Consider the following 25593-nt stretch of genomic DNA (forward strand, 5'->3'; position numbering starts at 1 on the left):
TCAGGATGACCCCGCAAATTCTGCGTAATTTCTTCTCCGGACCGGCCACCCGGGCCTATCCCCGCCAGGTCCGACGGCCCTTCCCGGCCACCCGCGGCCGGCTGGTGAATGACATCGCGCAATGCAACTTCTGCGGCGTCTGTGCCAAAAAGTGCCCCAGCGCCTGCATCGACGTGGACCGTCATCTTTACCGGTGGTCCTTTGCCCCCCACATCTGCATCGGCTGCGGGGTGTGCGTGGAGGTCTGCCCCCGCGGCTGCCTGCACCAGGAACCGGCCACCGGCCCGCCTGCTGTCCGCAAGGAGAGGGTAGTCATGGATGGAGAATCGAAACCCTCGGAATGAATTCAAAATGGCATTGAATACCGGGGACACAAGCGATGGAGACCTTGATATCGGTCGGCATATCCGCCAATGGCTTTCAGGCCGCGATGCCGCCGCGGGGTGTCGTCGCAACGACAGGCGCTAAACAATCCAGATCGATTTTTCCGGGGCCAGGGAAAGCACCTTCCGGGTGACGCGACCCATGCTGAAATCCTCCACGGTGGTGGCGCCGCGCCGGCCGATGACGATGGTCCCGAAACCCTGGAACTGGGCCTCTTTGGCGAGGCCGTCGGCCCGGCTGGCCTTCTCCTTTAAAATGGCCGTCTGGAAATGATCGGGATCGAAACCGATACGGGCCAGATGCTGTTTGGCCTCGACCATGGCCGGGATGATTTTCCTGGTGTTTTCACTCAGCCAGTGGGACTCATGCCTGGGATGAAAGGCGGGTGTCGTCGCAGGGTGCGGAGCGGACAGCGGGCGCACGATGTGGCACAAGAGGATCTCTTCGATGGTTCGGGAAAAAAGGGTGCTCACCTGTTCAAACCCCTTGCGGATGCTGCGCGACCGATCGAAGGCCACCAGCACCTTGCGCGCATCGGGCCGCGTGCCGACAACCGCCAGGGGAACGTGGGAAATGGTTTCAGTCAGCTTGGCCGCGATGCTGCCCAGCATATAATCGGGAAGGGTGCCGAATCCGCTGCGGCCGACGGCTACCGCTGCGCAGCCCAGACTGGCCCTGTTGATGATGTCCCGGGCGACACCGACCTGCCGGTCCTGAATGGTAATGGATATCGAATCCGCCGGAAAACCTGCCGCCAAAAACCGCTGTCTGGCCGTTTCCATGAATGCGTTTACGGCCGACCCGTTGCGACGGGTCCACCGGGTAATTTCCGCTTCATATTCAACGGTGTCCGCATCAATGGTGTCCTCGGGGGAACCCAGGTCGAAAACCGCCTCGGGGACCTTGGTTTTCACATGAAAAAGCTCGATTCCGATCTGTCTCGGGGTCAGTATCCCGGCGAGGTAGCTCACCGCAGTTAAAGACTGATCCGAGCCGTCAACGGCCACGAGGATGACTGGTGTTTTCGCCATGGCACACCTCCTGGGGCGGGGTTGGATCCGGTTCCCGGGAATCGGTCGAAGGCCGGATCGGATGGTGACGCGCAAAAATGGGGCTCGACGTTCATGATCAGCCGGATAATGGCCCAATGATACGGCCGCCACATATCCCGGTGGGGAAACCGTCCCGGGTCCCCCCTGCCCATTTCTACGCAAAGGCTATGCCACAGGCGATGCCCCGCACCGGCCCACCAGTCCCTGCCATCCGGCCCTGCCAGCCGCTCATCCGGCAACGATGGATTGACGGTGGAGGATCCACCTGTGCGCCCTGCCCGTCATTCTTTTTTACAGACTGTAAAGAATAACGTGAGAACGCATCTATCCGGCCGGCTGGGAGCCCCCCGCTGCGACGTGACTGCCGGCGGGTTCAGTGCCGGCTTGCCGGTAATCCTGCCGGTGGCATGTTTTGTGCATTGGGATTGACCATGTACGCGCCTGCCGGCCCCAAGCCCGGCCCAGGGGGTTATCCGTCTGTTCCCGGTTCCAGACCAACGGGCAGCGTGACCGCCCCCCCTATCCGTTCCGGCAGGCGGGAGGTCCGCTATGGGCAGCGCTTTTCAACTGGATGCACAAGGCCTGCAACGGGTCCTGGACCTGTTGGCCGCCCGCGGCTATAAGACCATTGGACCGACGGTGGCGGCATCGGCCATCGTGCTGGGCAGCGTGGCATCCATCGAGGACCTGCCACGGGGATGGTCCGACCGGCAGGCACCGGGCAGTTATAAACTTGTCAGGACCGGGTCCACGGGCTTTTTTCAGTATACCTGCGGCCCCCATCCCTGGAAGCGATATCTCACCCCCCCGGAACAGCTTCTCTGGCGCAGCACCCGGCACAATGGAAAGATCCGCTCCCACGCGCCGGAACCCGCCGCCGGGCCATATGCCTTTGTCGGCATGCGCCCCTGCGATCTCCGGGCCCTGGACATTCTGGACCGGGTCCTGTCGGAACAGGCCTATACGGATCCAGCCTATTCACGCGCCCGGGACAGTCTGTTCACCATCGTCGTGAATTGTCTGGAGCCCGGCGGCACCTGTTTCTGCACCGCCACGGGAGGCGGGACCCGTGCGGTTTCCGGTTTCGACATCGCCCTGAGCGAAGTCGTCGAAACGGATCGATGCGTGCTGGTTGCCGAGCCAGGCAGCCGCGCCGGTGCCGAGGTCATCGCCGCCGTATGCAGAGATCCCGCCACACAAGAAAAAACCGAACGGGTCCGCCGCCTTGCCGATCAGGCCGCCGACAGGATGAACAGCCTGCCGGATCTGACAAAAATGGGACCGCTGTTTCAACAACGCTTCGACGCCCCCTGCTGGCAGACGCTCGAAGCGCGCTGCCTGGCCTGCGGCAACTGCACCATGGTATGCCCGACCTGTTTCTGCCACACCGTCATAGACACGGGATCGCTTGACGGCAGCCAGGCCGAGCGTCTGCGTGTCCAGGATTCATGCTTCAACATGGCCTTCAGCTACATTCACGGCGGGAGCGTCCGCCCTTCCGTCAGCAGCCGGTATCGCCAGTGGTTCCTCCACAAACTGGCAACCTGGCAGGACCAGTTCAAAACGCCGGGGTGCGTGGGCTGCGGGCGCTGCATCACCTGGTGCCCGGCCGGCATCGACCTCTGCCGGGAGGCGCTTGTTCTCGCCGGCGGTGAAGAAAAACGATCATAGAGGGGGCACACCATGGGATCCATTATTCGAGAAATCCGACAGCATGCCTTCTTCGAGGGGTTTCCCGAAGCGCTCTTCAAGGAGCTGCGGACCTGCGCCGACAAGGTGCCCTATGGGGTCGACGAGTTCATTTACCGGCAGGGGGATCCGGCTGAAGCGTTTTTCCTCATCCTGCAGGGTCGCATCGCCCTGGAACTCTATGGCGGCCATCACGGCGCCATGATCGTCCAGACCGTGGGGGAAGGGGAAATCCTGGGGTGGTCATGGCTGTTTCCTCCCTATCGCCGTCACTTCGATGCGCGGGCGGTCACCCCCGTGGCAGCCATTTCCCTGCAGGCCTACTGCATGCGCGAGCAGGCCGAGCGCAACCACCACCTGGGCCACGAGCTGTACAAGCGGTTTTCACGGGCCGTGGTGACCAGCCTTCAGGCCGCGCGGATTCAGCTGCTGGATCTCTACAGCCGGTCCCCGGCCCATTCGGGTCGCTGAAGGAGGTGGACGTGAATTCACCCATGACGCCCCGATGGTACCGCATCCGGCGAACCATTGCGGAAACCCGCGACACCTTCACGCTGGAGCTGGAGGCTGACGGCCAGGGGACCGATGCCGCATTTTTACCCGGACAGTTCAACATGCTCACCATGCATGCCGTCGGCGAAGTGCCCATCTCCATCAGCGGCGACCCGGACGACACCGCCCGCATCGTCCATACGATCCGCGCATACGGAACGGTCACCAGCCGGATGCAGCGGCTGAAAAAAGGGGATTTCCTGGGGCTCAGGGGACCCTACGGCGTCGGCTGGCCCATGGAGGCCCTGGCAGGCAACGACATCATCCTGTGTGCCGGCGGCATCGGTCTGGCGCCGCTCAGGCCGGTTCTGTACACCATCCTGGCCCACCGGAAAGATTTCGGCAAGGTCACCCTGCTCTATGGTGAACGCACCCCCCAGGACCTGCTTTACCGCCGGCAGATGGAACGCTGGCGGGGCCGGTTCGACCTGGACATCCGGGTGACCGTGGACAGTGCCCGCCGGGACTGGCGGGGGGACGTGGGGGTGGTGACCACACTGATGACCGCTGTGCGGTTTGACCCCGGACAGACCTATGCCCTGCTGTGCGGTCCGGAAATCATGATGCGCTTCGCCATCGACGCGCTGTCCGCGAAAGGTCTGGGCGATGATCGCATGGTGATCTCCATGGAGCGCAACATGAAGTGCGGAATCGGGCTTTGCGGCCACTGCCAGGTCGGGCCGGTGTTCGTGTGCCGGGACGGGCCGGTCTTTCGATACGACAGGGTCAGGGAACTGTTTCACCGGCGGGAGTGCTGAAGCCATGAACCCCGAAAAGAAAATCAAGCTGGCCGTCTGGAAGTTGACGTCGTGCGACGGCTGCCAGTTACAGCTTATCAATGCGGAAGACCGGTTCCTGTCCATTGCCGGGGTGGTCGAATTTGCCCGATTCCCGGAAGGCTTCCGCAACGTGGCCAGGGGCCGCTATGACATCTCCCTGGTGGAGGGATCCGTCACCACCCCCCGCGATGCCCGGCTGGTCCAACAGATCCGCCGGCAATCCCGGGTGGTGGTCGCCATGGGCGCCTGCGCGACCAGCGGCGGCATCCAGGCGCTGCGCAACTTCAGCGACGCCGGCAAATGGATGCGCATGATCTACCCCAGCCCCGGCACCATCGACATCCTGAAGAAATCGACGGCCCTGTCCGACCACATTCACGTGGATCACGAACTGCGGGGATGCCCGATCAATCCCGACCAGCTGATCGAGTTGATCGCCGCCTGCCGCCAGGGTCGCAAGCCCAACCTGCCCACCCACAGCCTGTGCCAGGAATGCAAGCGCATGGGCTATATCTGCGTGACCGTGGCCTCAGGGGTGCCGTGCATGGGGCCGGTGACCCAGGCCGGATGCGGCGCCATCTGCCCGGCCGTGGGCCGCGGCTGCTACGGCTGCTTCGGCCCCTGCGACACAGCGAACACCCGGGCCCTGCACGAGGTATGGCAGCGGCAACTGGAGGTACCGGTCGACGACATCCGCCGGGCCTTTCGCGGGATAACCGCCTGGGCAACCCCTTTTCGGCGGGAAAGTGAGCGGCGATGAGCACCACCAGAACCATCGAGGTGAGGCAGCTGGCCCGAGTGGAGGGTGACGGCGGATTTTCCATCAGGGTCCGGGACGGCCGGGTCCGCGACGTGAAGATGAACATCTTCGAGCCGCCACGCTTGTTCGAGGCCTTTGTCCGGGGTCGGCACTATGCCGAAGTGCCGGATCTCACCGCCCGCATCTGCGGCATATGCCCGCTGGCGCATATGCTGGGCGCCAGTCAGGCCATGGAGGCGGGCCTGGGGATACCGGTCAGTCCGGCGGTGCGCGCCCTGCGGGAACTCGTCTTCCTGGGTGAATGGATCGCCAGCCACAGCCTGCATATCCACCTGCTGCACGCTCCGGATTTTTTCGGGTGCGACGATGTGCTCGCGCTTTCCCGAGACCACCCCGAGGCCGTCCGGCGGGGAATTCGCCTCAAGCAGGTCGGCAACGACATTGTCAGGCGTCTGGGCGGCCGCGAGGTTCACCCCGTCAACCTGCGCATCGGGGGATTTTACAAAATGCCCTCGATGTCTGACATAGACGCGCTGCGGCAGGATCTGGAATGGGCCCGCGAGGCGGCCCGCGAGACCGTGCAGTGGACCGCGGACTTGACCTTTCCGGATTTCGAGCAGGACTACCTGTTCCTGGCCCTTCACGACCCCGAGGATTATGCGGTCCTGTCGGGGCGGCTGCTGGCGAGCACCGGTGAAAAGATGGCTATCGGCGATTTCGAAACCTTCATGCGGGAGGAGCAGGTGGGCCACGCCACGGCCCTTCACGGGCTTAGCCGGCAACACGGGGCGTACCTCGTCGGGCCCCTGGCCCGGTTCAACCTCAATTTTTCCCAGCTGTCCCCGGGTGCCCGGAAGGCGGCGGAATCGGTCGGACTCACGCCGCCCTGCGGCAATCCCTTTAAGGGCATCATCATCCGCAGCGTTGAAATCATGCATGCCTGCGAGCGGGCTCTGCTTTTAATGGACCAGTATCGACGTGCCGATCCGCCAGGTGCGGAAACAGCCCCCTTTTCGACCACGGGCTGCGGTTGCGTGGAAGCCCCGCGGGGGGTGTGCTGGCACAGGTATCGCCTCGACGAGCGCGGCAATGTGGCCGACGCCCGGATCGTTCCGCCCACATCCCAGAACCTCAGGTCGATGGAAGCCGACCTGCACGCCTTTGCCGACCGGCACCAGGACCTGAAACCGGATCGGCTGGCCTGGCAGTGCGAACAACTGGTCCGCAGCTACGACCCGTGCATTTCGTGTTCAAGCCACCGCATCAACCTGCAGACAACCAGGGGCACGTAAGAATGCCATCTGCCGTTGGCGATGCACAACCGCGGTCATCGGTTTTTCGCGGCCGGCAGGAGCAATCCGAATACCAGGCAGATCACCGCGGCGATCAACGCCAGCCAGAAGACCTCCACGACGCAGTTGCCGATGGCGTTGTGCAGGATGGATTGCGCCGTGGGGGGCAACTGCTGCTGGACATCCGGTCGGAAAAAATTCTCGAAATTCTGTCGGATCTGCGCCATCACCCCAACCGGGATATCGCCTTGAAGGACCGATGCGTTCAGGGTGTCCGCCACCCGGGCGAACCGGGTGGTGACCAGGCTGCCGCAGATGCCGATGCCAACCGTTCCCCCGAGGGTGCGGGTAAACTGGTGGGACGAAGTGGCCACACCCAGGTCCGTCTTCCCGACGCTGTTCTGGACGACCAGCAGGGTGGCAATGGAGGTGAATCCCATGCCCACACCGGCCAGCCCCATGGCCGCGGCGCAGGTCCACAGGCCGGTGGCCGCCGAAAAACGAACGGCCATGGTGCAACCGGCAACCAGGATGATGCCCCCGGCCAGGGCAAACGCCTTTTCACCCCAGCGGTTGGATTGCCGGCCGCAAAACAGTGCGCCGGCCGACCAGCCGAAGCTGAGGAACACCATGACGATGCCCAGTTGGAAGGGCGAGTGGCCCAGGGCCCCCTGGATGAACAGCGGGCTGAATGCGGAGAGGGCAAAAATGGCCACGCTGCTGAAAAAAACCAGGCCGTTGCCGGCGGAAAAGCCCCGCAAACGAAAGAAATCAAAGCAGAGAATCGGTTCGTTGCTGCGTTTCTCGACGATGTAGAATCCCGCGGCAGACAGCCCGGACAGGACGAAGAGCCCCAGGATCGGCGGCGATGCCCAGCCATAGGCCCGCCCGCCCAGCAAAAAGGCGGTCAGGAATGAAAGGATGGCCACGGTCAGGGTAACCATGCCGGCGTAATCGATCTCTATGATCCGCCGTTTATCCCGGGTTTCCGTCAGGAAAAACCAGATCCCGGCCAGTGAAAGCAGCCCGATGGGCACGTTGATGTAGAAAATCCATCGCCAGGAGACCCAGGTGACGATGAACCCGCCCAGGGACGGGCCCAGGACGCTGGCCAGGCCCCACACAAAACTGGCGTAGGACATCATCCGGCCGCGGTGCTCCGGTTCGGAAATGTCCGACAGGACAATGTATACCAGGGCAAAGTTTCCGCCGGCACCGATTCCCTGGACGGCCCGAAAAATGGTGAGGGCCGTCATGTTACGGGCCATGCCGGCCAGCACGGACCCCACCAGGAAAATGAGAATGGAAACCAGGTAAAGGGTGCGGTTGGGAAACAGGTCGGCCAGCTTGCCGAAGACCGGCAGGGAGATGGCCCGGCTGAGCAGGTAGGTGGAAAAGACCCAGCTGTACAGGTGAAGGCCTCCCAGGTCGGCCACGATGGTCGGCATCACCGCACTCATGATCAGCGTGTCCAGGGCGGCCAGAAACAGGGCCAGCAGCGTGGCCAGGATCAGGAGCAGTCGGCGTTTGTGGGTGAGGGGTTGCGGCGGCATCGGGATCCTTATTCAAAAAATGGCAATTTGCAACCCACGATACCCCGATACCGGGGGCCAGTTCAAGACACTTCAATGGGGTCTCGCCTTATCCCCCTCCCTGGCAGGCCGCCCCCTTGCGTTTCTCCGCGGGACCGGATGACAAATTGCGGTTGACCGCATGTGCCCGGCTGCCCTACCATTAATTACCGGATCGGAGGAATACATCCAGCGCCGGAATCAAGCCAGGCGTGAGAAGCATTCCCCTGCTGAACCCCTCACCGGTATCCGCCGGCCATTGTCCGCGCTTTGCATCCGAGTCGTCACCTCGATCCATCCGCTAACGGCAAGGGGACCGTCCATGATCCCGTCACCCGACCATCGATCACGCCAGCACCCGCCACCCGGACGACGGGATGGATCGCCCGCCCCCTCCGCCACTGAACCGGCCAGGATCGACACCCGCAGGTACAGGAAGGTCCGCTGGTTCTTCGTCAAAATGCTCGCCGGCATGATTGTTTTTGATGTCCTTTTCAGCCTGCCCCTGCTGCGCTGGTTTCGGCCACCGGCCCTTCCCCGCTGGCGGAAGGTATCGCAACACTACCGGGAAATGGCGGTTGAAATGGGCGGGGTATTGATCAAGCTGGGCCAGTTCGTCAGCACTCGGGTGGACCTGCTGCCGCCGGAAATCATCCACGAACTGGCCGGGCTTCAGGACCGGGTGGCCCCGGCACGGCTGGAAACCGTCGTTTTGCAGATCGAAAAGGACTTTACCCGTCCCCTGGCCGACATCTTCCCCGTTTTCGGGCCGGACCCCATCGGGTCGGCCTCTCTTGCCCAGGCCCATGAGGCTGAGCTGGACGATGGCACGGCCGTGGTGGTCAAGGTGCTCCGGCCCGGCATCGACATCCTGGTGGCCACGGATCTGAAGGTCATGGAACAGGTGTGCCGCTGGTTGAACCGGTTCAGCCACATCCGAGGCCGCATGAATCTCGACCAGTTGATGGCTGAATTTACGGCCACCACCCGCCGGGAGCTGGACATGATGGAAGAACTGGCCAATCTCAAGCGGTTCGACGATGACTTCCGGAAGGATCCGCACGTCTATGTTCCCCGGGTCCATGAAAACCATTGCGCCCCGGCAACCCTGACAATGGAAAATGTGGCCTACGTCAAAATCAATGACGTCGAGGCGTTGGGCAGGTGGGGCATCGATCACCGTCAGGTCGCCGACCGGCTCTACGACGTCTACATGAAGCAGATCTTTATCACCAACTTCATCCATGTGGACCCCCACCCCGGCAACCTCTTCATCCGGCCCCTGCCCCTGGAGAGGGAAACCGCGGCCGGCATTCATGCATTCTCTCCAGGCGACCGCCCGGTCGCCTGCGAACAGCGCCCGTTCCAGATTGTCTTCATCGATTTCGGCATGACTGCCGTGATTCCCAAGCGATTCAAGGCGGCCCTGAGAACGATGGCTATCGGCGTGGGCACCCGGGACGCACGAAAGGTGGTCCAGGCCTATGTCGCCGCCGGTGTGCTGCAGCCGGGGGTGGATACCGTCCGTCTGGAAGCGGCCCATGAGGACTGGTTCAACCGGTTGTGGGGCATTCGCATGGGGAAAATGCACGAAGTGGCCTACGAGGAAGCTCGCTATTTTATTAAGGAATACAGGGACCTGATTACTGAAATCCCTTTTCAGCTTCAAGAGGAAATGCTTTTTGTCGGCCGGGCGGTGGGCATCCTGGCGGGGATGGCCACCCAGCTCGATCCGGAATTCGACCCATGGGGAAAGACCATTCCCTACGCCAGGCAGTTTGCCCGGGAGGAACTGAAGCTGAACTGGAAGGATCTGCCCGAGGAGGTCCTGTTGCTGGGGCGGCACCTGTTGAAGATTCCCGCCGCCCTGGATCATGTTCTCGACAAGGCCCGGCACGGCACCCTGGCCATCCAGGTGTCGCTCTCCCCGGAAACGCGCAGGGCCATCAAACGAATCGACCTGTCCGTCAAACGATTCGCCTGGATGGTGCTGTCCGCCGGGTTGCTGGTATCGGGGGTCAATCTCTATATCGCCGGGCACCTCCATCTGGGCGTCGCCTTCATGGGCCTTTCCATCCTGGTTTTTCTGTGGGGGTTGAGAAAGGCGTAGGTCTTCGGGTTCGGCGGAATGCACCGGACGGGCCGCATGGGCGCCCGGGCGACTTGACCCGGCGCACAGATGGTGTAGAGTGGTCGTGGCTGACGGTTGGCCCTCCACCCGGTCTGAACAACGCTCCCGGCCGGATGCGGGAAAAGCGGCCCGCAGGGGCTTGCCCGGAGAACGGTTGAAGGATCAGGGAAAATGTGTGACGCTGGCGCAATGAGGGTGAATCGAAAAATCCGGCTGGTATTGACGGCCGCCCTGCTCATGGTCACGGCCCGCGCCATGGCCTATGAAGAAATCGAAGATCTCGTGGACATCTTTGCCACCGGGGGGCGGTTTATTGCCATGGTGGACGGCCGGCGTAATTTTTCCGAAGCGTACCGTTCGGACGAAAAAATTCTCTGGCAGGGGGCAAAGGGGGAAGTGGGCGCCTTTCTCACCAGTGACCGGCTTCTGGCCGTTTCCGTCAGATCCGGGCAGTGGAACACCATCTATCTCAAGGTGAATGAGAAGAAGGGGCAGCCGGAGATGCTGATATCCGCTCATCTGGTGGTCATGCTGACCGCCGAACGGATCGTCGGCTTCGGCACCCATACCGGCGGCTTTATCCAGACGCGGATGCCCATCGGGGAATCGGTGGCCGACAGGGCGGCTGAAGGCCGGGTGGCCGTCGTGGTCACACCTGCCCGGGCTTTCGGTTTTTCCTCATATCGCCGCGGTGTCGCCGAAATCCGTTTTAAACGGCAGGAAAAGGTGGTGTCCCTGAAAACCACCTACAACCTGATTCGCCTGCGGACGTCTCAGCGGTTGATCACCTTGAAATCCGAGGATGCCGTGTGGCGGCAGTTTGACCTGAAATAGCCTTTTTGGTATTGCCCGCAATGGGTTGAGAACCGGTTCAATGGGCAGGCGGAAGAGGTGGCATGGATATCGACTACAAATCGTTGATCGACAACATCTTCGACGGGCTGTACCTGGTGGACAAAAACCGGTCGATCATCTACTGGAACCGGGTGGCGGAAAAGATCACCGGATATCGCGCTGAAGAGGTGATCGGCAAACGGTGCCGGGACAACATCCTCGTTCATGTGGACAGGAGCGGAAAAAGCCTTTGCCTGGGCAGGTGCCCGCTGGAGGCGACCATCGGGGACGGCCAGTTCCGGGATGCGGAAGTGTTCCTTCAACACAAGGACGGCCACCGTGTGCCGGTCTGGATCAGGGCGGCCCCCCTTCATGACACCACCGGGACCATCATCGGCGGCGCCGAGCTGTTCACGGACCTGAGCGCCGGCAATGCCATCAGCAACAAGGTTCTCGCCCTGGAAAAGCTCTCTTTCCTGGACCCCCTGACCCAGCTGGCCAATCGCCGGTACCTTGAAATGGAGCTGAGCAGTCGCATTGCCGAGAAAAATCGTTATGGGGCCGCCTTCGGCCTGGTCTTCATGGATATCGATTTTTTCAAACGCTTCAACGACACCTATGGCCATGACGTGGGCGATCGGGTGCTCAAGGCCGTGGCCCGGACGTTCGTGAACACCGCCCGGCCATCGGACCTCATGGGCCGATGGGGGGGTGAAGAATTCATCGGCATCCTCGGCCGTGTCGACGGGGACGGCCTGGATTCCGCCGTAGAACGAATCCGCGCTTTGATCGAGCAGTCCCGCATGGATGAAAACGGCCAGTCCCTGCAGGTCACGGTTTCCATCGGGGCCACCCTGGCCCGTGACGCGGACAACGCAGACAGCATTGTCAAACGCGCCGACACCCTGCTCTACGAAAGCAAGAAAAACGGCAGGAACCGCTGTACCATCGGATGACGGGAAAACACCGTCATGCGTTTCAGGCGTTTAATAAAAATGACCTGCAACGGGCGAGCGCCGGCAGCTGAATCGAATCCCTTTTCCTATGGAACCACAGCCATGACCCGACCCGACAACTTCACCCGTCCTGAATACGACCGGTCCGCCCTGATCACCATCGATGTCCAGAACGACACCCTCGACGGCGGACCGTTTGAAATACCCGGCACATCGGCCATCCTGCCGCAAATCAGCGGACTGTGCCGACGCTTTCGCCACGCCGGACGCCCCATCGTCCACGTCATCCGCATCTACACCCCCGATGCCGGCGACGCCGACCGCTGCCGGCGGGGTGCGCTGCTGGCGGGAAAGCGGATGCTGCTGAAAGGATCGACGGGGCGCCGGCCGGCCGGCCCCCTGCTTCCCGGCAACGACATCCGCATCGACGACGAGCTGCTGATGTCCGGGGCGATCCAGCCGATCGGCCCCCGGGAGGCGATCGTTTACAAGCCGCGGTGGGGCGCCTTTTACCGAACGCCACTCGAGGCCCACCTCAGGAAAAACGGGGTGTCCACGCTGGTGTTCTGCGGCTGCAACTTTCCCAATTGCCCGCGGGTCTCCATTTACGAGGCCAGCGAAAGGAATTTCCGGATCACGGCCGTGGCGGATGCCATTTCCAATATGGACCAGGCGGACGCCTGCGGGCTCGAGACAATCGGCGTCACCGTTTCCACCACCGAAGCTGTCGGCCGGCACATCCAGGGCCTGCAGGCAGTCAACATCGGGCATCGGTTGGCAGATGGAAAACGTGAGGAGGGACTCCCGAATGGAAAATCATGGAAGGACGGCAGCATGAACATCCTGTTTGCGGCACCCGAGAACGCCTGGGGCGGTTTTCTGGGGATGGTTCGAAAGCAGTTGCCGAACCATCGATTCAGGGCCACCGGTGGTTTCGCCGTCGACAGCCTGGACGGTGTGGAGGTGCTCATCCCGACCATGAGCCCCGTCACCCGGGAAGTGCTGGCGGGAGCGGACCGGCTGAAACTGATCCAGCAATGCGGTTCGGGGCTGGAGGGCGTCGATCTCGCAGCCGCGGCGGAGAAGGATATCTTCGTGGCCAATGTGCCTACGGCAACGTCGGGGAACGCCGACTCGGTGGCCGAGGTGGGCATCTATCTGATGATCGGCCTTCACCGGGATGTTCGCGCAATGGACCGGAGCATGCGGGAGAAGAAGATGGGACAGCCCCAGGGCAGGGCCCTGGGCGGAAAAACCGTGGGCATCGTGGGCCTGGGCGGTATCGGCCAGGCCCTGGTGAAGCGGCTGAAGGGGTTCGGGGTGCGCATCATCGGCATCAAGCGGCAGGCCCCCCAGGCGGCCGAAACAGCCCTCGGGCTGGACTGGGTGGGCGCGGCGGAGCAGTTGCCCGAACTGCTGGCCCAGTCGGACGTCGTCTTTCTCTGTGTTCCCGCAACCCCTGCCACCACCGGCCTGATGAACCGGGAAACGCTTGCCCGCATGAAGCCCGAGGCCTACCTCATCAATCTATCCCGTGGCGGCCTGGTCGAGCGCGACGCCCTGGAATGGGCCCTGTCCAGCGGCACCATCGCCGGTGCCGGCCTGGATGTCTTCTGGGAGGAGCCGCCGGACCCCGACGATCCGATTTTCCGCCAGAATGTGCTGGCCACGCCCCACATCGGCGGTTCGACCGATCTTTCCATGCAGGGCATCGTGGCAGGGGTGGTCGAAAACATCCGTCGCCTGGAAGCCGGCCGGACGCCGCTGAACTGCGCGAAACCGCAGCAATCGAATTCCCGCCGATTCCTGTGATTATCAAAACAAACCTGCGGTTTTGGCGACGGCTGCGACCCAGACCACCGACGGGTTGAAACAGAACTTACCAAACTGGGCAATATCCGGAACCGGGAATAATTGGAGCCGTCTGGCAGGTCACATCTTACCGTTTAGAGGCGCTCAAATAGCGGGTGGCGTCGGAGCAGCACGCGCGAATACAGTCTTCAATGGGTGTCTGGCTCGGGTGTTGTGGGCTCGGGCCATACCCGTGGCGGCATGTCAAAGGCAGGTGCGCCCCCAAGGATCGGCCAGGCTGTTCCAAGGCACTTTTTTCGGGATGCGGTTGTCCGTTTCCAACCTGGTACGCCGGCCGAGCCCTCGCCAGGGCGTTTTCCGGATTAGGAGACTCAGGCAGGACGGCCGGCGGCTGTGCTTCGCGGCCACATAAAGCCCAGATCACCCGCCATACTTCCCGTACCAGATCACATCACGATAATTGACCGGATCCGTGGCCCCTTCCGTATTGAACACCAGCACGGTGGCGCCCGGGCCGAGCTCCAGGGCCTTGCTCAGGGACGAACAGTCCGGATGATTGGCCAACAGATCCAGCAGGCCGATGCCCACGGCTCCGGATTCCCCGGCTTCTATCGCTTCGTCATCCCCAACCGGGTTGGCCAGGATGCGCATGCCGTTGGCCGCTGTGGCATTGCCGCAGCTGATGAAGCAGCAGGCCCATTCCCACAGAATATCCCATGCCGGGGGGCTGGGTTCGCCGCAGGCCAGGCCGGCCATGATGGTATCCAGGTCTCCGGTTACGGCATGGGGGCGGCCGTCGCCGGCCCGGGCCGAAGCAAGCATGCAGGCGGCGCGGTCGGGTTCGACCACGATGAAGCGGGGCGGCTGATCGGCGTACACCCTGGCCAGGTGGGCCACCATGGCCGCGGCAAAGGACCCGACCCCGGCCTGAACGAAAACGTGCGTGGGATGCAATCCGGCCCCTGCCATCTGGGCAACGGCTTCCGCAGTCATGGTGGTGTAGCCTTGCATGATCCAGCGGGGAATGTCCCGGTATCCTTCCCGGGCCGTGTCCTGGACCACCTGCCACCCGCGTTGCCTGGCTTTTTGCCAGACCAGCCGCACGGCATCGTCATAATTGAGATCGGTCACTTCGACCCGGGCGCCATGGCGGCGAATGTTCTCCACCCTGGCCGGTGCCGACCCTTTGGGCATGAAAATGACCGCCTGCATTCCCAGCTGCTCGGCCGTCCAGGCCACGCCCCGGCCGTGGTTGCCGTCGGTGGCGGTGGCCAGGGTCATGGACGCAAGCCGATGGCGGAAGGCATCGCCGGTCAAAGCGCTGAACGCAACTTGCTCCCACGGGATTTCCAATTGTTGCGCCACCAATCGCGCCACGGCATAACTGCCGCCCAGCACCTTGAAGGCGTTCAGGCCGAAGCGGTCGGATTCGTCTTTGACCAAAATGTCGCCGATTTTCCAACGCCGGGCCAGCCGGTCCAGGCGCACCAGGCCGGTCGGGCGATATCCGGGCAACGTACGGTGAAAACGCTGCACCTGTCGGACCGCGCTGTCGGTGAAATCGGCGACCTGGCGTTTCCGACCGGGCGCGGCCGCCAGATAGCGAATGCCGCAACTGGGTATTTTCCGGATCATTTCCGATTTACACCTCCACAGGGACTGCCTACTATCGGGTTTTGTTTATTGGCGCTCACTGCACCGCAACGGCAGGAGGATGACAATGGCCGACTATCCGATTGTAAACAGAAATCAACCCCAACTGACGTCGCTGGGCCAGGGCAACCTGCCCGATTTCTACATGGAAGACTTCTCCGTCCTCGGGCTGTGTGTCAACGACTGCGACCTGGCCGCTGACATTCTGAAGCACCACCGATTTGCCTTGAGGCCGTCCCATGGCTCGATGACTGTCCAGATCAAGGATGCCTTTCACGCAGCAGCGGCGGTTGGCCTGCTCAATGAACATGGACTGGCGTGTGAACTGGCCGATGTTGCCCTGGGCATGTATCAGGGGTGATAGCCACCGCGGGTCTGCCGTGGGCGGACATCGACACAACACTTCCGGCAGGATTCAATCCAATGCAATTTACCCTCGGGAGGCATGAATAGCGCCCAACGCCGGCATCGACCAGATTGGCCATTTCTGGATGGACGCAGCCTAAATCAGCCGATAGACCCGGAACGGGAATGCCCTTCGCACGGCCGTCACGTTGTCCCCACCTTCCAGCGCGGTGGCATCGTAGAGGGTTTTCCTGGCCAGGCACAGGGCCTGCGAAGGACTCTCTCCGTTGCACAGGGAACGGAAAAAACGGATCATGGTCTGGGCCGCAGCCTCTCCGGCCTGCCGGCTGAAAATGGTCGCCACAAAGGCAGTTGTACCGGCTTGATTGAAGTGGTTGATGAAATTGAGGTTCAATCCGTACAGATCGCAATCGAAATAAACCAGTTCAGGCTGCAGGCCGGACAGGGTCTGGGGCCGAACAATCATGTGCTTCATCTGCACCAATTTCCGGGTAAAGCCGGACCGGGGGTCGATGGAAAACTCCTCGGTCTCATACGCCCCGACCGCCCGGATGTGGAACACATCGTCTTGCTTCTCCACGAACAGGGTCAGGTCGGCCGCCAAGGCAGGCGATGAAAAAAAACAACGATGCGAGCACCGCCCGGAAAGCCAGGGTTTTGAAAAACAAGGGCAATTGATCGGTCATGGGCAGCCTCCGTCGGCAGGGGAAGCATTGGTCGGATCCAATTTTGTTGACCGACCTGTGACGTATCACAGTCCGGCCTCTGCCTTTTTGGATTCCAGCCGGGCGTCGAATTTGGCTTTGTCGATGATGAATCGCTCGTGCCGTCCGCGGGCGATCCGATCCACGCCGTCGTGGGCCTCGATCTCGAACACCATCCGGCGGCGGTCCACTTCCACCAGTTTCACCCTGGCGGTAACTTCGAATCCCACCGGAGTCGCCGCCGTATGGCTGACATCGATGTGGGTGCCCACGGTTTGTTCCGCCGGCCAGTCCAGGTGCGGCGTTACCGCCTGGATGCAGGCCCATTCGAAAAAACCGACCATGAATCCGGTGGCGAACACCTGGGGCATCACCTGGAATTCATCGGCTTCCGGATAAAGTGCCGGAACGGTTTTGGCGTCGGTGATGCGGTAGGTGAATTCATGCTCGATACCGGGAACCAATGTCGCTTTCATCGTTCCTCCTTGGCTTAAAAAATCGTTTGCCGCCCCCCAAGATGGCCAAAAAGCGCTGTCGGGTGGCTGTCATGTCACTTATGAGTTAACACAATTTTCAGGACCTGTGCAGGGGGCGCAAAAAAAATCGCCGGTGCGTTGGCGAAACACGCACCGGCGACAGGCAGTAAACCGGTCGATCGTTAAATCGGTTGGCACCCGGACGGCGACGCCTCCCCATGGCTGGCCACGGAAAGGCGTCCAAGGGTCAGGCGCACCCGTTATGGACTAAACTTTTCTGGAACCGGCCAGTCCGATCCCATTGAGCGCGTCTTCCATTTCAGCGAGGATGGCCGGATCGTCGATGGTCGCCGGCACCTTGTACTCCTTGTTGTCGGCAATCTTCTGGATCGTACCCCGCAGGATCTTGCCCGAACGGGTCTTGGGCAGGCGGTTGACCACCGTGGCGGTTTTGAATGCCGCCACCGGACCGATTCGGTCGCGAACCATCTGGACCACCTCCTGCTGGATGGCGCCATGCTCCCGCTCGACACCGGCATTGAGCACCAGAAAACCGATGGGAATCTGGCCTTTGAGCTTGTCTTCGACACCCAGGACGGCACACTCGGCCACTTCCGGATGGTCGGCCAAAACCTCTTCCATGGCACCGGTGGAAAGGCGGTGGCCGGCCACGTTGATGATGTCGTCGGTGCGGGCCATGACGTAGGCGTATCCCTCGTCGTCGATGTAGCCGGCGTCCGCGGTTTTATAGTACCCCGGGAATTCTTCCAGGTAGGACTCGACAAAGCGGTCGTCGTTCTCCCACAAGGTAGGCAGGGTTCCCGGAGGCAGGGGCAGTTTGACCACCAGCGCGCCGATCTCGCCCGGCGCCACCTGCTGGTTGTTGGCGTCCACCACCTGCAGGTTCCAGCCGGGTACGGCCTTGGTCGGCGATCCGTACTTGACCGGAAAGTGGTTCAGGCCCATGCAGTTGGCCGCGATGGCCCAACCGGTCTCGGTCTGCCACCAGTGATCGATGACCGGGACCTTGAGGTTGTTTTCCGACCACTGAATCGTGTCCGGATCGGAACGTTCGCCGGCCAGAAAGAGGATCTTGAAGTTGGACAGATCGTAATTTTTCATCAGCTCGGCCCTGGGATCCTCGCGTTTAATGGCCCGGAACGCCGTGGGCGCCGTAAACTGACATTTGACATTGTGCTGGGAGATGACGCGCCAGAACACGCCCGCATCGGGGGTTCCCACCGGTTTGCCTTCGAACAGAATGGTGGTGGCGCCCTTGAACAGCGGTGCGTAGACAATATAGGAATGGCCGACGACCCACCCCACGTCGGAGGCCGCCCACCATACGTCGCCGGCATCGATGTCGTAAATCGCCTTCATGGTCCATTTCAGGGCCACCATATGGCCGCCGTTATCCCGAACCACGCCCTTGGGCTGGCCGGTGGTGCCTGATGTGTAAAGGATGTACAGCGGATCGGTGGCCGCCACCGGCACGCACTCGGCCGGCTGGGCGGATGCCATGGCGTCTTCCCAGTCCACGTCGCGGCCGTCGATCATCGAGGCCTGCTCCATGGGTCGCTGCCGCACGATGCAGGACTTGGGCTTGACATCGGCCATTTCGATGGCGCCGTCCAGCAGGGGTTTGTATTTGATGATTTTTTTGCCTTCGATGCCGCAGGAGGCGGAAACGATCACCTTGGGCTTGGCATCGTTGATCCGGGTGGCCAGTTCTTTGGCGGCGAACCCGCCGAACACCACCGAATGGATGGCGCCGATGCGTGCACAAGCCAGCATGGCGATGGCGGCTTCGGCGATCATGGGCATATAGATAATGACCCGGTCTCCCTTGACGACGCCCTGGCCGGCCAGCACGCCGGCAAAGGTGGCGACTTCGTCCCGCAACTCGCTGTAGGTATAGGTCTTGATGGTATCGGTCACCGGGCTGTCATAAATCAGGGCCGCCTGATCGCCGCGGCCATTTTCGACGTGATAGTCCAGCGCGTTGTAACAGGTATTGACCATGCCGCCGGTAAACCACCGGTAAAATGGCTTGTTGCTGTCGTCCAGCACCTTGTCCCAGCGCTTGTACCAGTGACACTCTTCCGCGGCCTTGGCCCAGAAGCTGTCCGGGTCGTTGATGGATTCTGAAAATGCGCTATCGTATGGATTGGTCATGAACGGGTCCTTTCATGTCTTGGCATTGAAGGGTTGAATAGTGGGGTCGGACCATCCGTTGGATGGTATCCGGACCGGGTCGGATGCCACGGTCTTGCCCGGAGGGGGGGCCGTCCGCTCCGGGCAAGAAGTCGTGGGTGGGTCCCTGTGGGTTTTGGGTTCAGGGACGACCATTCGATTCGACGACCACCGTCGGCATGGGCTGGGTGATGAATGCAACCCAGACGGCGGTGACACCATCAAAGGGTTAAGCGGTTTCTTTTGCCAGGCTGCCCACCGGTTCGGGCGCTGTATCGATCCAGGGTTTTCCAACGGGAAGAATCGGTCGCCCGAACACTTGGGCATAAATGGCGGCGGCCATCATGTACCAGGCGTTGAGGGCACACAGAATCAAAACGATGGCGGTCGGCTTGGTCAATCCGGGGTACCCGAAATGGGCCAGATCGAGCCCGATAAAACCGAGCAGCAGCAGGGTGAAGGTGGAAGCCATGGCGCCGTGGACACGCATGGCAGCGACCCACATGATCGCGGTGTAAAGGGTCCAGACCACGAGGAAAAAGCCCACATCCGTGTGACTGAGGGTGTAGATCTTGAAATGGTTCAGCATCCAGATGATACCCAGTGCGATCCAGAAAGAACCATAGGAAACAAAGGCGCTGTATCCGAAATTGTTACCGCATTTGAATTCCTGAAAACCGGCAATCAGCTGGGCCACCCCACCGAAGGCAAAGGCAAGGGCCAGGACCGGTCCGATACCGCACCATCCAAGGTTATGAAACTGGAGAATCAACGTGGTTAAACCAAACCCGGCCAGACCGACAACTGCTGGATTACCTTGACCTTCTGCTGCCATTACGACCTCCTTGTGGATAAATGTGAGGAAAAATGGAAAAGAAATTTCTCTGCCTGAAATTGTTTCATCGCTGAGAACCTGGCGGCAAGCAGGAATTGTTGCAGAAACCAGGGGGGATTGCCTGGCCGGGTTCAATCAATGTGCTGCGAATTGCAGAAGTGAATGAGCAAGTGATGTGCCACAGGATAGGAAAAATCAAATCGTGTTTGATTTCAATTTGTTATAAACTTTTGGGAATTTTGTAAATGAATAACGTTCATCGTATAATCGAGACGCAAATGTCCCAATACTATCCTTTTATAAGTATAATAATTTGATTTAATTGAAAAATACAAGCTTGGGGTATTTTTGCCCCAAATAGAGGTGATTACAGCCCGTAGGCTTTCATTTTGCGGAATAGCGTCCGCCGGTCGATACCCAGCAGTTCGGCGACACGGGATCGGTGCCAGTGATTTTCCTGGAGCAGGTGTTCAATGTATTGCTTCTCGAAATTGCTGACGGCCTGACTCAAGGGCTGGTCGAAACGATCCGGAAGGCCGGGCGGTGGATCCGGCCGGATGGCGGGAGGCGGCTCATCGGTCGTTGGGGGGAGGTCCAGAAAGTCGATCTCTCCCAGGGTGATATAGCGATGCACACTGTTTTGCAGTTCGCGGATATTCCCCGGCCAGTCGTAGCGCTGCATGGCCGTAATGATGCGCTGGGGGACCACGGGAAGCTTGTCGCCATGGGGAAAATCGCTGACAAAGTGGTTGACCAGCAAAGGGATGTCCTCTTTGCGTGAGGACAGGGCCGGCAGGGTAATGGGCAGAATGTGGATACGATAATAAAAATCTTTGCGAAAATGCCCGCTTTCAAGACGTTGTCGCAGGTTTCGGTTGGTCGCCGCCACGATGCGAATGTCCGCCTGCTTCACGATGCTGCTGCCGATGGGGGTATACCCGCCGCCTTCAATGGCGCGCAGCAATTTCACCTGCATGCTCAGGTTCAGTTCGCCCACTTCATCCATGAACAGGGTCCCGCCGTCGGCCGCATCCAGATAACCGGGTTTGTCCTGGTCCGCTCCGGAAAAAGCGCCTTTGCGGTAGCCGAAAAACTCACTTTCGATGAGGCTGTCCGGAATGGCGCCGCAGTGAACCGTGACAAAATTTTTGCTGCCGCGGTCGGACAGGTCGTGGATGGTCTTGGCCACCAGTTCCTTGCCCGTGCCCGACTGGCCGTAAATGATCACGTGGGCGTTGGACTCCGCCGCCTTGAGGATGTTTTCGTAAACCTCCTGCATGGGCCGGCTCTTACCGATAATATGGCCGAACCGGCTGGCCGTTCGCATGGATGACTTCAGCCGCCGGTTTTTTTCAGACAGCTGGGTCTCCCGCTGGCGCAGCCAGTCTTCGGTCGCTTTTCGATCGGAAATATCCAGTACCACCGCCTGCAGGTTGCGGACCTGGCCCTCACTGCCGAACATCGGTGATTGAACGGCATCATACCAGCGGCCGTCCTTTTCGTTGTAGAACTCGGTTCGTGCGGCCTGGCCTTTGAACACATCGGAATGCCGGCACCACGGACACGGCTGATCCAGACCATACAAAACGACATGGCAACGCTTGCCGGCCACGTCGTCACCCACGTGGTCGGCCAGCTTCCGGTTGACGAAATCCAGACAGAAGTCCGAATCGCACGTATAGATGAACCCTTCGAAAATAGAGACAATCTCGGCCAGCCGGGCTTCGCTTTGCCTCAACGCGGCAGCGGTCTTTTCACGAATGGCCATCTCTTTGGTCAACTCGGCGTTGGCCACCAGCAGTTCTTCGGTACGCCGGTGAAGGTCCCGGGTCCGGGAACCGATTTCGTCTTCCAGGTGGGCCTGATAGCGCCGATTCTCTTCCAGCAGCCGGGTGTGCTCCAGGGCCCGGCGGATCGCGTGCTCCAGCACGGCCATATCGACGATGGGTTTGGTCACGAAATCAAACGCCCCCAGGCGCAGTGCCGCGACCGCATCCTGCAGAACACCGGCACCGGTGACCACGATCACGGGGATGCGGTCCAGCTGACCGGCAATCGCAGCCAACACTTCCAGCCCGTCCATGCGCGGCATGCGAAGGTCAAGCAGCACCACATCGGGGGTGACCTCGTAAAACCGACTGAGTCCGTCCCGGCCGTCACCGGCCTGGTATACGACAAACCCGCTGTCCTCGAGGTAGGTGGAAACACTGTCACGGACAATTTCCTCATCGTCGATGATCAGCACCCGGCGCTGTTGAGCGGTTTCAGCTGGCATGGCCATTCTCCCTGGAACCGGAACCGTCGATCGAATCGGCATCGTCGTCCAGCGGATCGCGCAACGGCAGGCGGATGACGAAACTGGCCCCCTTGCCCGGCGACGACTCCGCGGTCATTGAGCCATGGTGGTTGTTGGCAATGATAAAATAAGAGACCGACAGCCCCAGCCCCGTCCCCACGCCCACCTGCTTGGTGGTAAAAAAGGGCTCGAAGATTCGTTTGAGCTGAAGCTCATCCATACCGGGCCCGTTGTCGGTGATTTCGATGACGGCAAACCCTTTTTCCTGGCGCAGCTGCAGGGTGATGCAGGGCGGCGCCGGCGGCTGCCCGCTGTCCCCCATGGCCTGGGCCGCATTGCGAAGCAGGTTGAACACCACCTGTTCGATTTCCGTGGCGACACAGGGGACCGGCGCCATGGACGCGTCATAATGACGGACAATCTGGATATGGCGAAAATCAAATTTCTTTTTCAGATCATAATCCTGGGCCGCCAGCTCGATGGCCTTGTCCAGCAGTTCGGACAGGTCCACCGGCGCTTTGCGCGATTCACTGCGCCGGCTGAAACTGAGCATATTTTCAACGATATGCGACGCCCGCTCTCCGGACACGCGGATGTTCTCCAGAAAACGGAAGATTTCCCTTTTCTCCAGATAACTGCGGATCGTTTCCAACCGGGTGCCGCACGCCTCAGCAACCTTTTCGTTGGCCGGCAACCCCGGCGACATGCGCCGAACCACATTTTGAAGACTCTGCAGCATGCCCCCCAGCGGATTGTTGATTTCATGGGCCATGCCGGCGGCCAACCCCCCGACGCTCATCATCTTTTCGGTCTGTACCATCATGGCTTCCATGCGCACCCGCTGGGTGACGTCGTCCACCCGGATCACCGCGCCTTTCACCTGGCCCGCTTCAATGGGATAAACCATGATGTCGGCATGAAAGGAAAGGCCCTTTAAACGGCACAGGGCCTTTTCCACCTGCCGGGCCTGGCCTTCGTTGATGGCCCCGTCCATCATCTCCATGAACGGGATGAGCAGCGGCAGCACCTCGGTGACCGGACGGCCCAGTGCCTGGCGGTCCTCCAGACCGGTCATGCGCACCGCACTCCGGTTCCACTGGGTCACCAGCCCCTTTTTATCGACCCCCACCAGGACCGAGGGCATGGCGTCAACGAAATGCTTGAGATAATGCCGCATGCGCGCCATCTCCTGTTCGGCCTCCCGGGATTCGGTGATATCGGTACCGATACACAGGTATTCCTTGATGGCGCCGGCTTGATCATGGATGGCCCGACTGGTCCAGGCGATCCAGACCGGCTTGCCGTTTCGCAGCTGGTTGGCATGCTCGTATCGCCCGCGGTAGCCGGACGGCCGGATCATCATGCGGATGCCGTCGGGTATATCTTCGGAAACGATGGTGCCGGTGACATGCTTGCCCAGAATTTCCGACTCCGCGTATCCGAAAAACTGCTGGGCGAATTCATTGAAAAACGTGATTTTTCCCAAGGGCGTCATCCGCAGGATGATGCTGTTGGCATTTTCCACCAGTTCCCGGTACTTGGCTTCGCTTTTACGGATGGCGGCCTCGGCCTTTTTACGGTCGGCGATTTCCGTTTTCAGGCTTTCACTGTAGACCTCCAGCCGCTCCATGAACGTGTTGAAATAGTTGGCCAGCGTTCCCACTTCGTCCCGGCTCTGGCGCTGCATGCGCACCGAGATGTCCCCCTTGGCCCCCGAAGCGAACCGGTTCATCAGCTCCTGCAGGGGGTTGGTGATCGATGAACTGATACGCAGCGTGATGGGCAGGACCAGAATGAAAGAAATCACCACCGTGGCCAGAATCAGGTGCCCGATGGTTCTGAGCGGTGCGTAGAACTCCTCCAGATAGCTCGATGAGGCCACAATCCATTCATACTCGGGGATGTAGTTGAAGATGACCAGTTTTTCCCGCGCCGGCGATTCACCGGAGGGTTCCCAGGAATAGATGATTTTTCCGCTTTTGCGCTTGCAGATCTCCCGGATGAACTGACGGCCCTTGACGTCGGTCGCCTCGAAATAATTGCCTTCCAGCGAAGGGTGGACAATCAGGTTTCCTTCAACATCGAGGACATAGGAATATCCCGTCTGGCCGAAGACCAGGGACAGAATGCTGTCCCGGAAATCATCCACGTTGACCAGTTCTTTGAATTCATTGCGGTAGGAAGACACCGAAATGATCCAGTCCCACGGCTCGAAATAGGTCATGTACAGGGCTTTGGGCCGCAGATGGGTTTCTCCCGGATTTTTCCAGTTATACTCCAGATAACCGACTTTCCTGATCTTCTGGTCGGCAATGAACGAATAGTCGGAAAGATCAACGCGAACCAGGGCATGTTCCGGATGAATCAGGATGACACCATGGCTGTCGATACTGTAAATGTATCCGGTTTTTCCGATGGTCTGGCTGAGCATGACGTCCCGGGTGCGGCGCTTGGCCTCCTCCATGCTCATGACGCCGGCCACGGCCTTGCGGTAAAAATGCTGGGCGATCTCCCTGTTTTTTTCGGCGACCGCACGCAGGTGGTTTTTGATGGAAACCCCGGCTGACGTGCGGACCATGTTCAAAATGGTCTGGGTGGTATTTTTGAGTTCGCTTTCTATGTTGGTCTCGATGGCCTCCTTGACGAAGGAAAATATGATGCCGCTGCCGATGGCCAGCGAAAGCATGATGACCGCGGAATAGCTGATGAGCAGCTTGTAGCGGATACGAAGATCCGAGAATCGACGCGACAGGTTTAACATCAACCTCTCCTGTGAACTGGCGTTGACCGGCCGACAGACGGTTGGAATGGATGGGCACCGTTATCATCAATGGCGGTCGGACAGAGTAGAAAATGGCAGGCCTTGATGTCAACAGGGAAAAAGGCGGGAGGGGGGAAAGCGGGTCGCGGCGTCGAACGGTATCACCGAGCCTGTTCGATCACGATCGATGCAATGCGCATGAAAGCCGGCGCCCCCCCCGGAGGGCCGGGCCAGGGCGCATCACCGCAATCGAACAGGCCGAAACCGGGAAGGCTCAGGCCGACTCTACCGATTTGATTTCCGGGATTTTCTGTTTCAATACCCGTTCGATGCCGTTCTTCAGGGTCATCTGGGACATGGGGCAGCCGGCACAGGCACCCTGGAGCCGAACCTTGACAATGCCGTTTTCCACGCTGATCAGTTCCACGTCCCCGCCGTCCGCCTGGAGCATGGGCCGGATAAGATCGATGGCCGCTTCTACCTTTTCTTTCATATCA

At 60.7% G+C, this 25593-nt stretch carries 21 protein-coding genes; 11 read left to right on the forward strand and 10 right to left on the reverse strand.

Going from position 1 to position 25593, the window contains the following annotated elements:
• Positions 1-5 precede the first annotated feature (5 nt).
• Entirely contained in the window at positions 6-344 is a 339-nt protein-coding gene (locus DSCA_RS17375; protein WP_231716536.1) for a 4Fe-4S dicluster domain-containing protein, read from the forward strand.
• A 120-nt stretch (positions 345-464) separates the two neighbouring features.
• Here DSCA_RS17375 and DSCA_RS17380 read toward each other — a convergent pair whose 3' ends face one another.
• Positions 465-1415, reverse strand: coding sequence for a universal stress protein (locus tag DSCA_RS17380; protein ID WP_155317625.1), 951 nt, complete (start codon positions 1413-1415; stop codon positions 465-467).
• A gap of 570 nt (positions 1416-1985) precedes the next feature.
• On the opposite strand from DSCA_RS17380, the gene DSCA_RS17385 reads away from it, so the two are divergent.
• Genes DSCA_RS17385 through DSCA_RS17405 form a run of 5 tightly spaced genes read left to right on the forward strand, consistent with a single transcriptional unit; the run spans position 1986 to position 6508 of the window.
• Positions 1986-3107 (forward strand): 4Fe-4S dicluster domain-containing protein, encoded by a 1122-nt coding sequence (locus tag DSCA_RS17385; RefSeq protein WP_155317626.1) that lies wholly within the window; start codon positions 1986-1988, stop codon positions 3105-3107.
• Positions 3108-3119: 12 nt separating this feature from the next.
• Positions 3120-3596, forward strand: coding sequence for a cyclic nucleotide-binding domain-containing protein (locus DSCA_RS17390; RefSeq protein ID WP_155317627.1), 477 nt, complete (start codon positions 3120-3122; stop codon positions 3594-3596).
• Positions 3597-3607: 11 nt separating this feature from the next.
• Entirely contained in the window at positions 3608-4435 is an 828-nt protein-coding gene (locus DSCA_RS17395) for an FAD/NAD(P)-binding protein (RefSeq protein WP_197904616.1), read from the forward strand.
• A gap of 4 nt (positions 4436-4439) precedes the next feature.
• A complete protein-coding gene (locus DSCA_RS17400) occupies positions 4440-5216 on the forward strand; it encodes an NADH-quinone oxidoreductase subunit B family protein (RefSeq protein ID WP_155317628.1) in 777 nt (258 codons plus the stop codon).
• Complete coding sequence (locus DSCA_RS17405) at positions 5213-6508, forward strand: Ni/Fe hydrogenase subunit alpha (RefSeq protein WP_155317629.1); 1296 nt, start codon at positions 5213-5215, stop codon at positions 6506-6508. Before DSCA_RS17400 ends, DSCA_RS17405 begins: the two co-directional genes overlap by 4 nt.
• Before the next feature lie 35 nt (positions 6509-6543).
• Here DSCA_RS17405 and DSCA_RS17410 read toward each other — a convergent pair whose 3' ends face one another.
• Positions 6544-8061 carry an MFS transporter gene (locus DSCA_RS17410; RefSeq protein WP_155317630.1) on the reverse strand — a complete coding sequence of 506 codons (1518 nt, stop codon included), beginning with the start codon at positions 8059-8061 and terminating at the stop codon, positions 6544-6546.
• A gap of 340 nt (positions 8062-8401) precedes the next feature.
• Between DSCA_RS17410 and DSCA_RS17415 the strand changes: the two genes are divergently transcribed.
• The 4 genes from DSCA_RS17415 (at position 8402) to DSCA_RS17430 (ending at position 13812) form a co-directional block, all read left to right on the forward strand.
• The gene (locus DSCA_RS17415) at positions 8402-10189 is read left to right on the forward strand and encodes an ABC1 kinase family protein (protein ID WP_167527836.1); all 1788 of its coding nucleotides are present in this window, start codon (positions 8402-8404) and stop codon (positions 10187-10189) included.
• 216 nt (positions 10190-10405) lie between these two features.
• Positions 10406-11044: a hypothetical protein gene (locus tag DSCA_RS17420; protein ID WP_155317632.1), complete on the forward strand. Its 639-nt coding sequence runs from the start codon at positions 10406-10408 to the stop codon at positions 11042-11044.
• A 62-nt stretch (positions 11045-11106) separates the two neighbouring features.
• Positions 11107-12000, forward strand: a complete 894-nt coding sequence (locus tag DSCA_RS17425; RefSeq protein ID WP_155317633.1) for a sensor domain-containing diguanylate cyclase — start codon at positions 11107-11109, stop codon at positions 11998-12000.
• Positions 12001-12102: 102 nt separating this feature from the next.
• The gene (locus tag DSCA_RS17430) at positions 12103-13812 is read left to right on the forward strand and encodes an isochorismatase family protein (protein WP_167527837.1); all 1710 of its coding nucleotides are present in this window, start codon (positions 12103-12105) and stop codon (positions 13810-13812) included.
• A gap of 420 nt (positions 13813-14232) precedes the next feature.
• Here the strand turns inward: DSCA_RS17430 and DSCA_RS17435 are convergent, their stop codons facing one another.
• The gene (locus DSCA_RS17435; protein ID WP_155317635.1) at positions 14233-15447 is read right to left on the reverse strand and encodes a diaminopropionate ammonia-lyase; all 1215 of its coding nucleotides are present in this window, start codon (positions 15445-15447) and stop codon (positions 14233-14235) included.
• Between the two features lie 85 nt (positions 15448-15532).
• On the opposite strand from DSCA_RS17435, the gene DSCA_RS17440 reads away from it, so the two are divergent.
• Positions 15533-15826: a hypothetical protein gene (locus DSCA_RS17440; RefSeq protein WP_155317636.1), complete on the forward strand. Its 294-nt coding sequence runs from the start codon at positions 15533-15535 to the stop codon at positions 15824-15826.
• Positions 15827-15967: 141 nt separating this feature from the next.
• Here the strand turns inward: DSCA_RS17440 and DSCA_RS17445 are convergent, their stop codons facing one another.
• The 7 genes from DSCA_RS17445 to DSCA_RS17475 all read right to left on the reverse strand — a co-directional run bounded on the left by DSCA_RS17445 (position 15968) and on the right by DSCA_RS17475 (position 25589).
• The gene (locus DSCA_RS17445) at positions 15968-16411 is read right to left on the reverse strand and encodes a hypothetical protein (RefSeq protein ID WP_155317637.1); all 444 of its coding nucleotides are present in this window, start codon (positions 16409-16411) and stop codon (positions 15968-15970) included.
• Positions 16412-16582: 171 nt separating this feature from the next.
• Entirely contained in the window at positions 16583-17011 is a 429-nt protein-coding gene (locus DSCA_RS17450; protein ID WP_155317638.1) for a thioesterase family protein, read from the reverse strand.
• Positions 17012-17278: 267 nt separating this feature from the next.
• Complete coding sequence (locus DSCA_RS17455; protein ID WP_155317639.1) at positions 17279-19186, reverse strand: propionyl-CoA synthetase; 1908 nt, start codon at positions 19184-19186, stop codon at positions 17279-17281.
• A gap of 247 nt (positions 19187-19433) precedes the next feature.
• Positions 19434-20039: an acetate uptake transporter gene (locus DSCA_RS17460; protein ID WP_155317640.1), complete on the reverse strand. Its 606-nt coding sequence runs from the start codon at positions 20037-20039 to the stop codon at positions 19434-19436.
• Positions 20040-20406: 367 nt separating this feature from the next.
• Positions 20407-22314 carry a sigma 54-interacting transcriptional regulator gene (locus DSCA_RS17465; protein WP_167527838.1) on the reverse strand — a complete coding sequence of 636 codons (1908 nt, stop codon included), beginning with the start codon at positions 22312-22314 and terminating at the stop codon, positions 20407-20409.
• Positions 22304-25096 carry a cache domain-containing protein gene (locus DSCA_RS17470; protein WP_155317642.1) on the reverse strand — a complete coding sequence of 931 codons (2793 nt, stop codon included), beginning with the start codon at positions 25094-25096 and terminating at the stop codon, positions 22304-22306. The genes DSCA_RS17465 and DSCA_RS17470 overlap by 11 nt, the downstream gene beginning before the upstream one ends.
• A 274-nt stretch (positions 25097-25370) precedes the next feature.
• Complete coding sequence (locus tag DSCA_RS17475) at positions 25371-25589, reverse strand: NifU family protein (protein WP_155317643.1); 219 nt, start codon at positions 25587-25589, stop codon at positions 25371-25373.
• Between the last annotated feature and the right edge of the window lie 4 nt (positions 25590-25593).

Origin of the sequence: Desulfosarcina alkanivorans, from assembly GCF_009688945.1 — a bacterium.
Taxonomy (GTDB): Bacteria; Desulfobacterota; Desulfobacteria; order Desulfobacterales; family Desulfosarcinaceae; genus Desulfosarcina; species Desulfosarcina alkanivorans.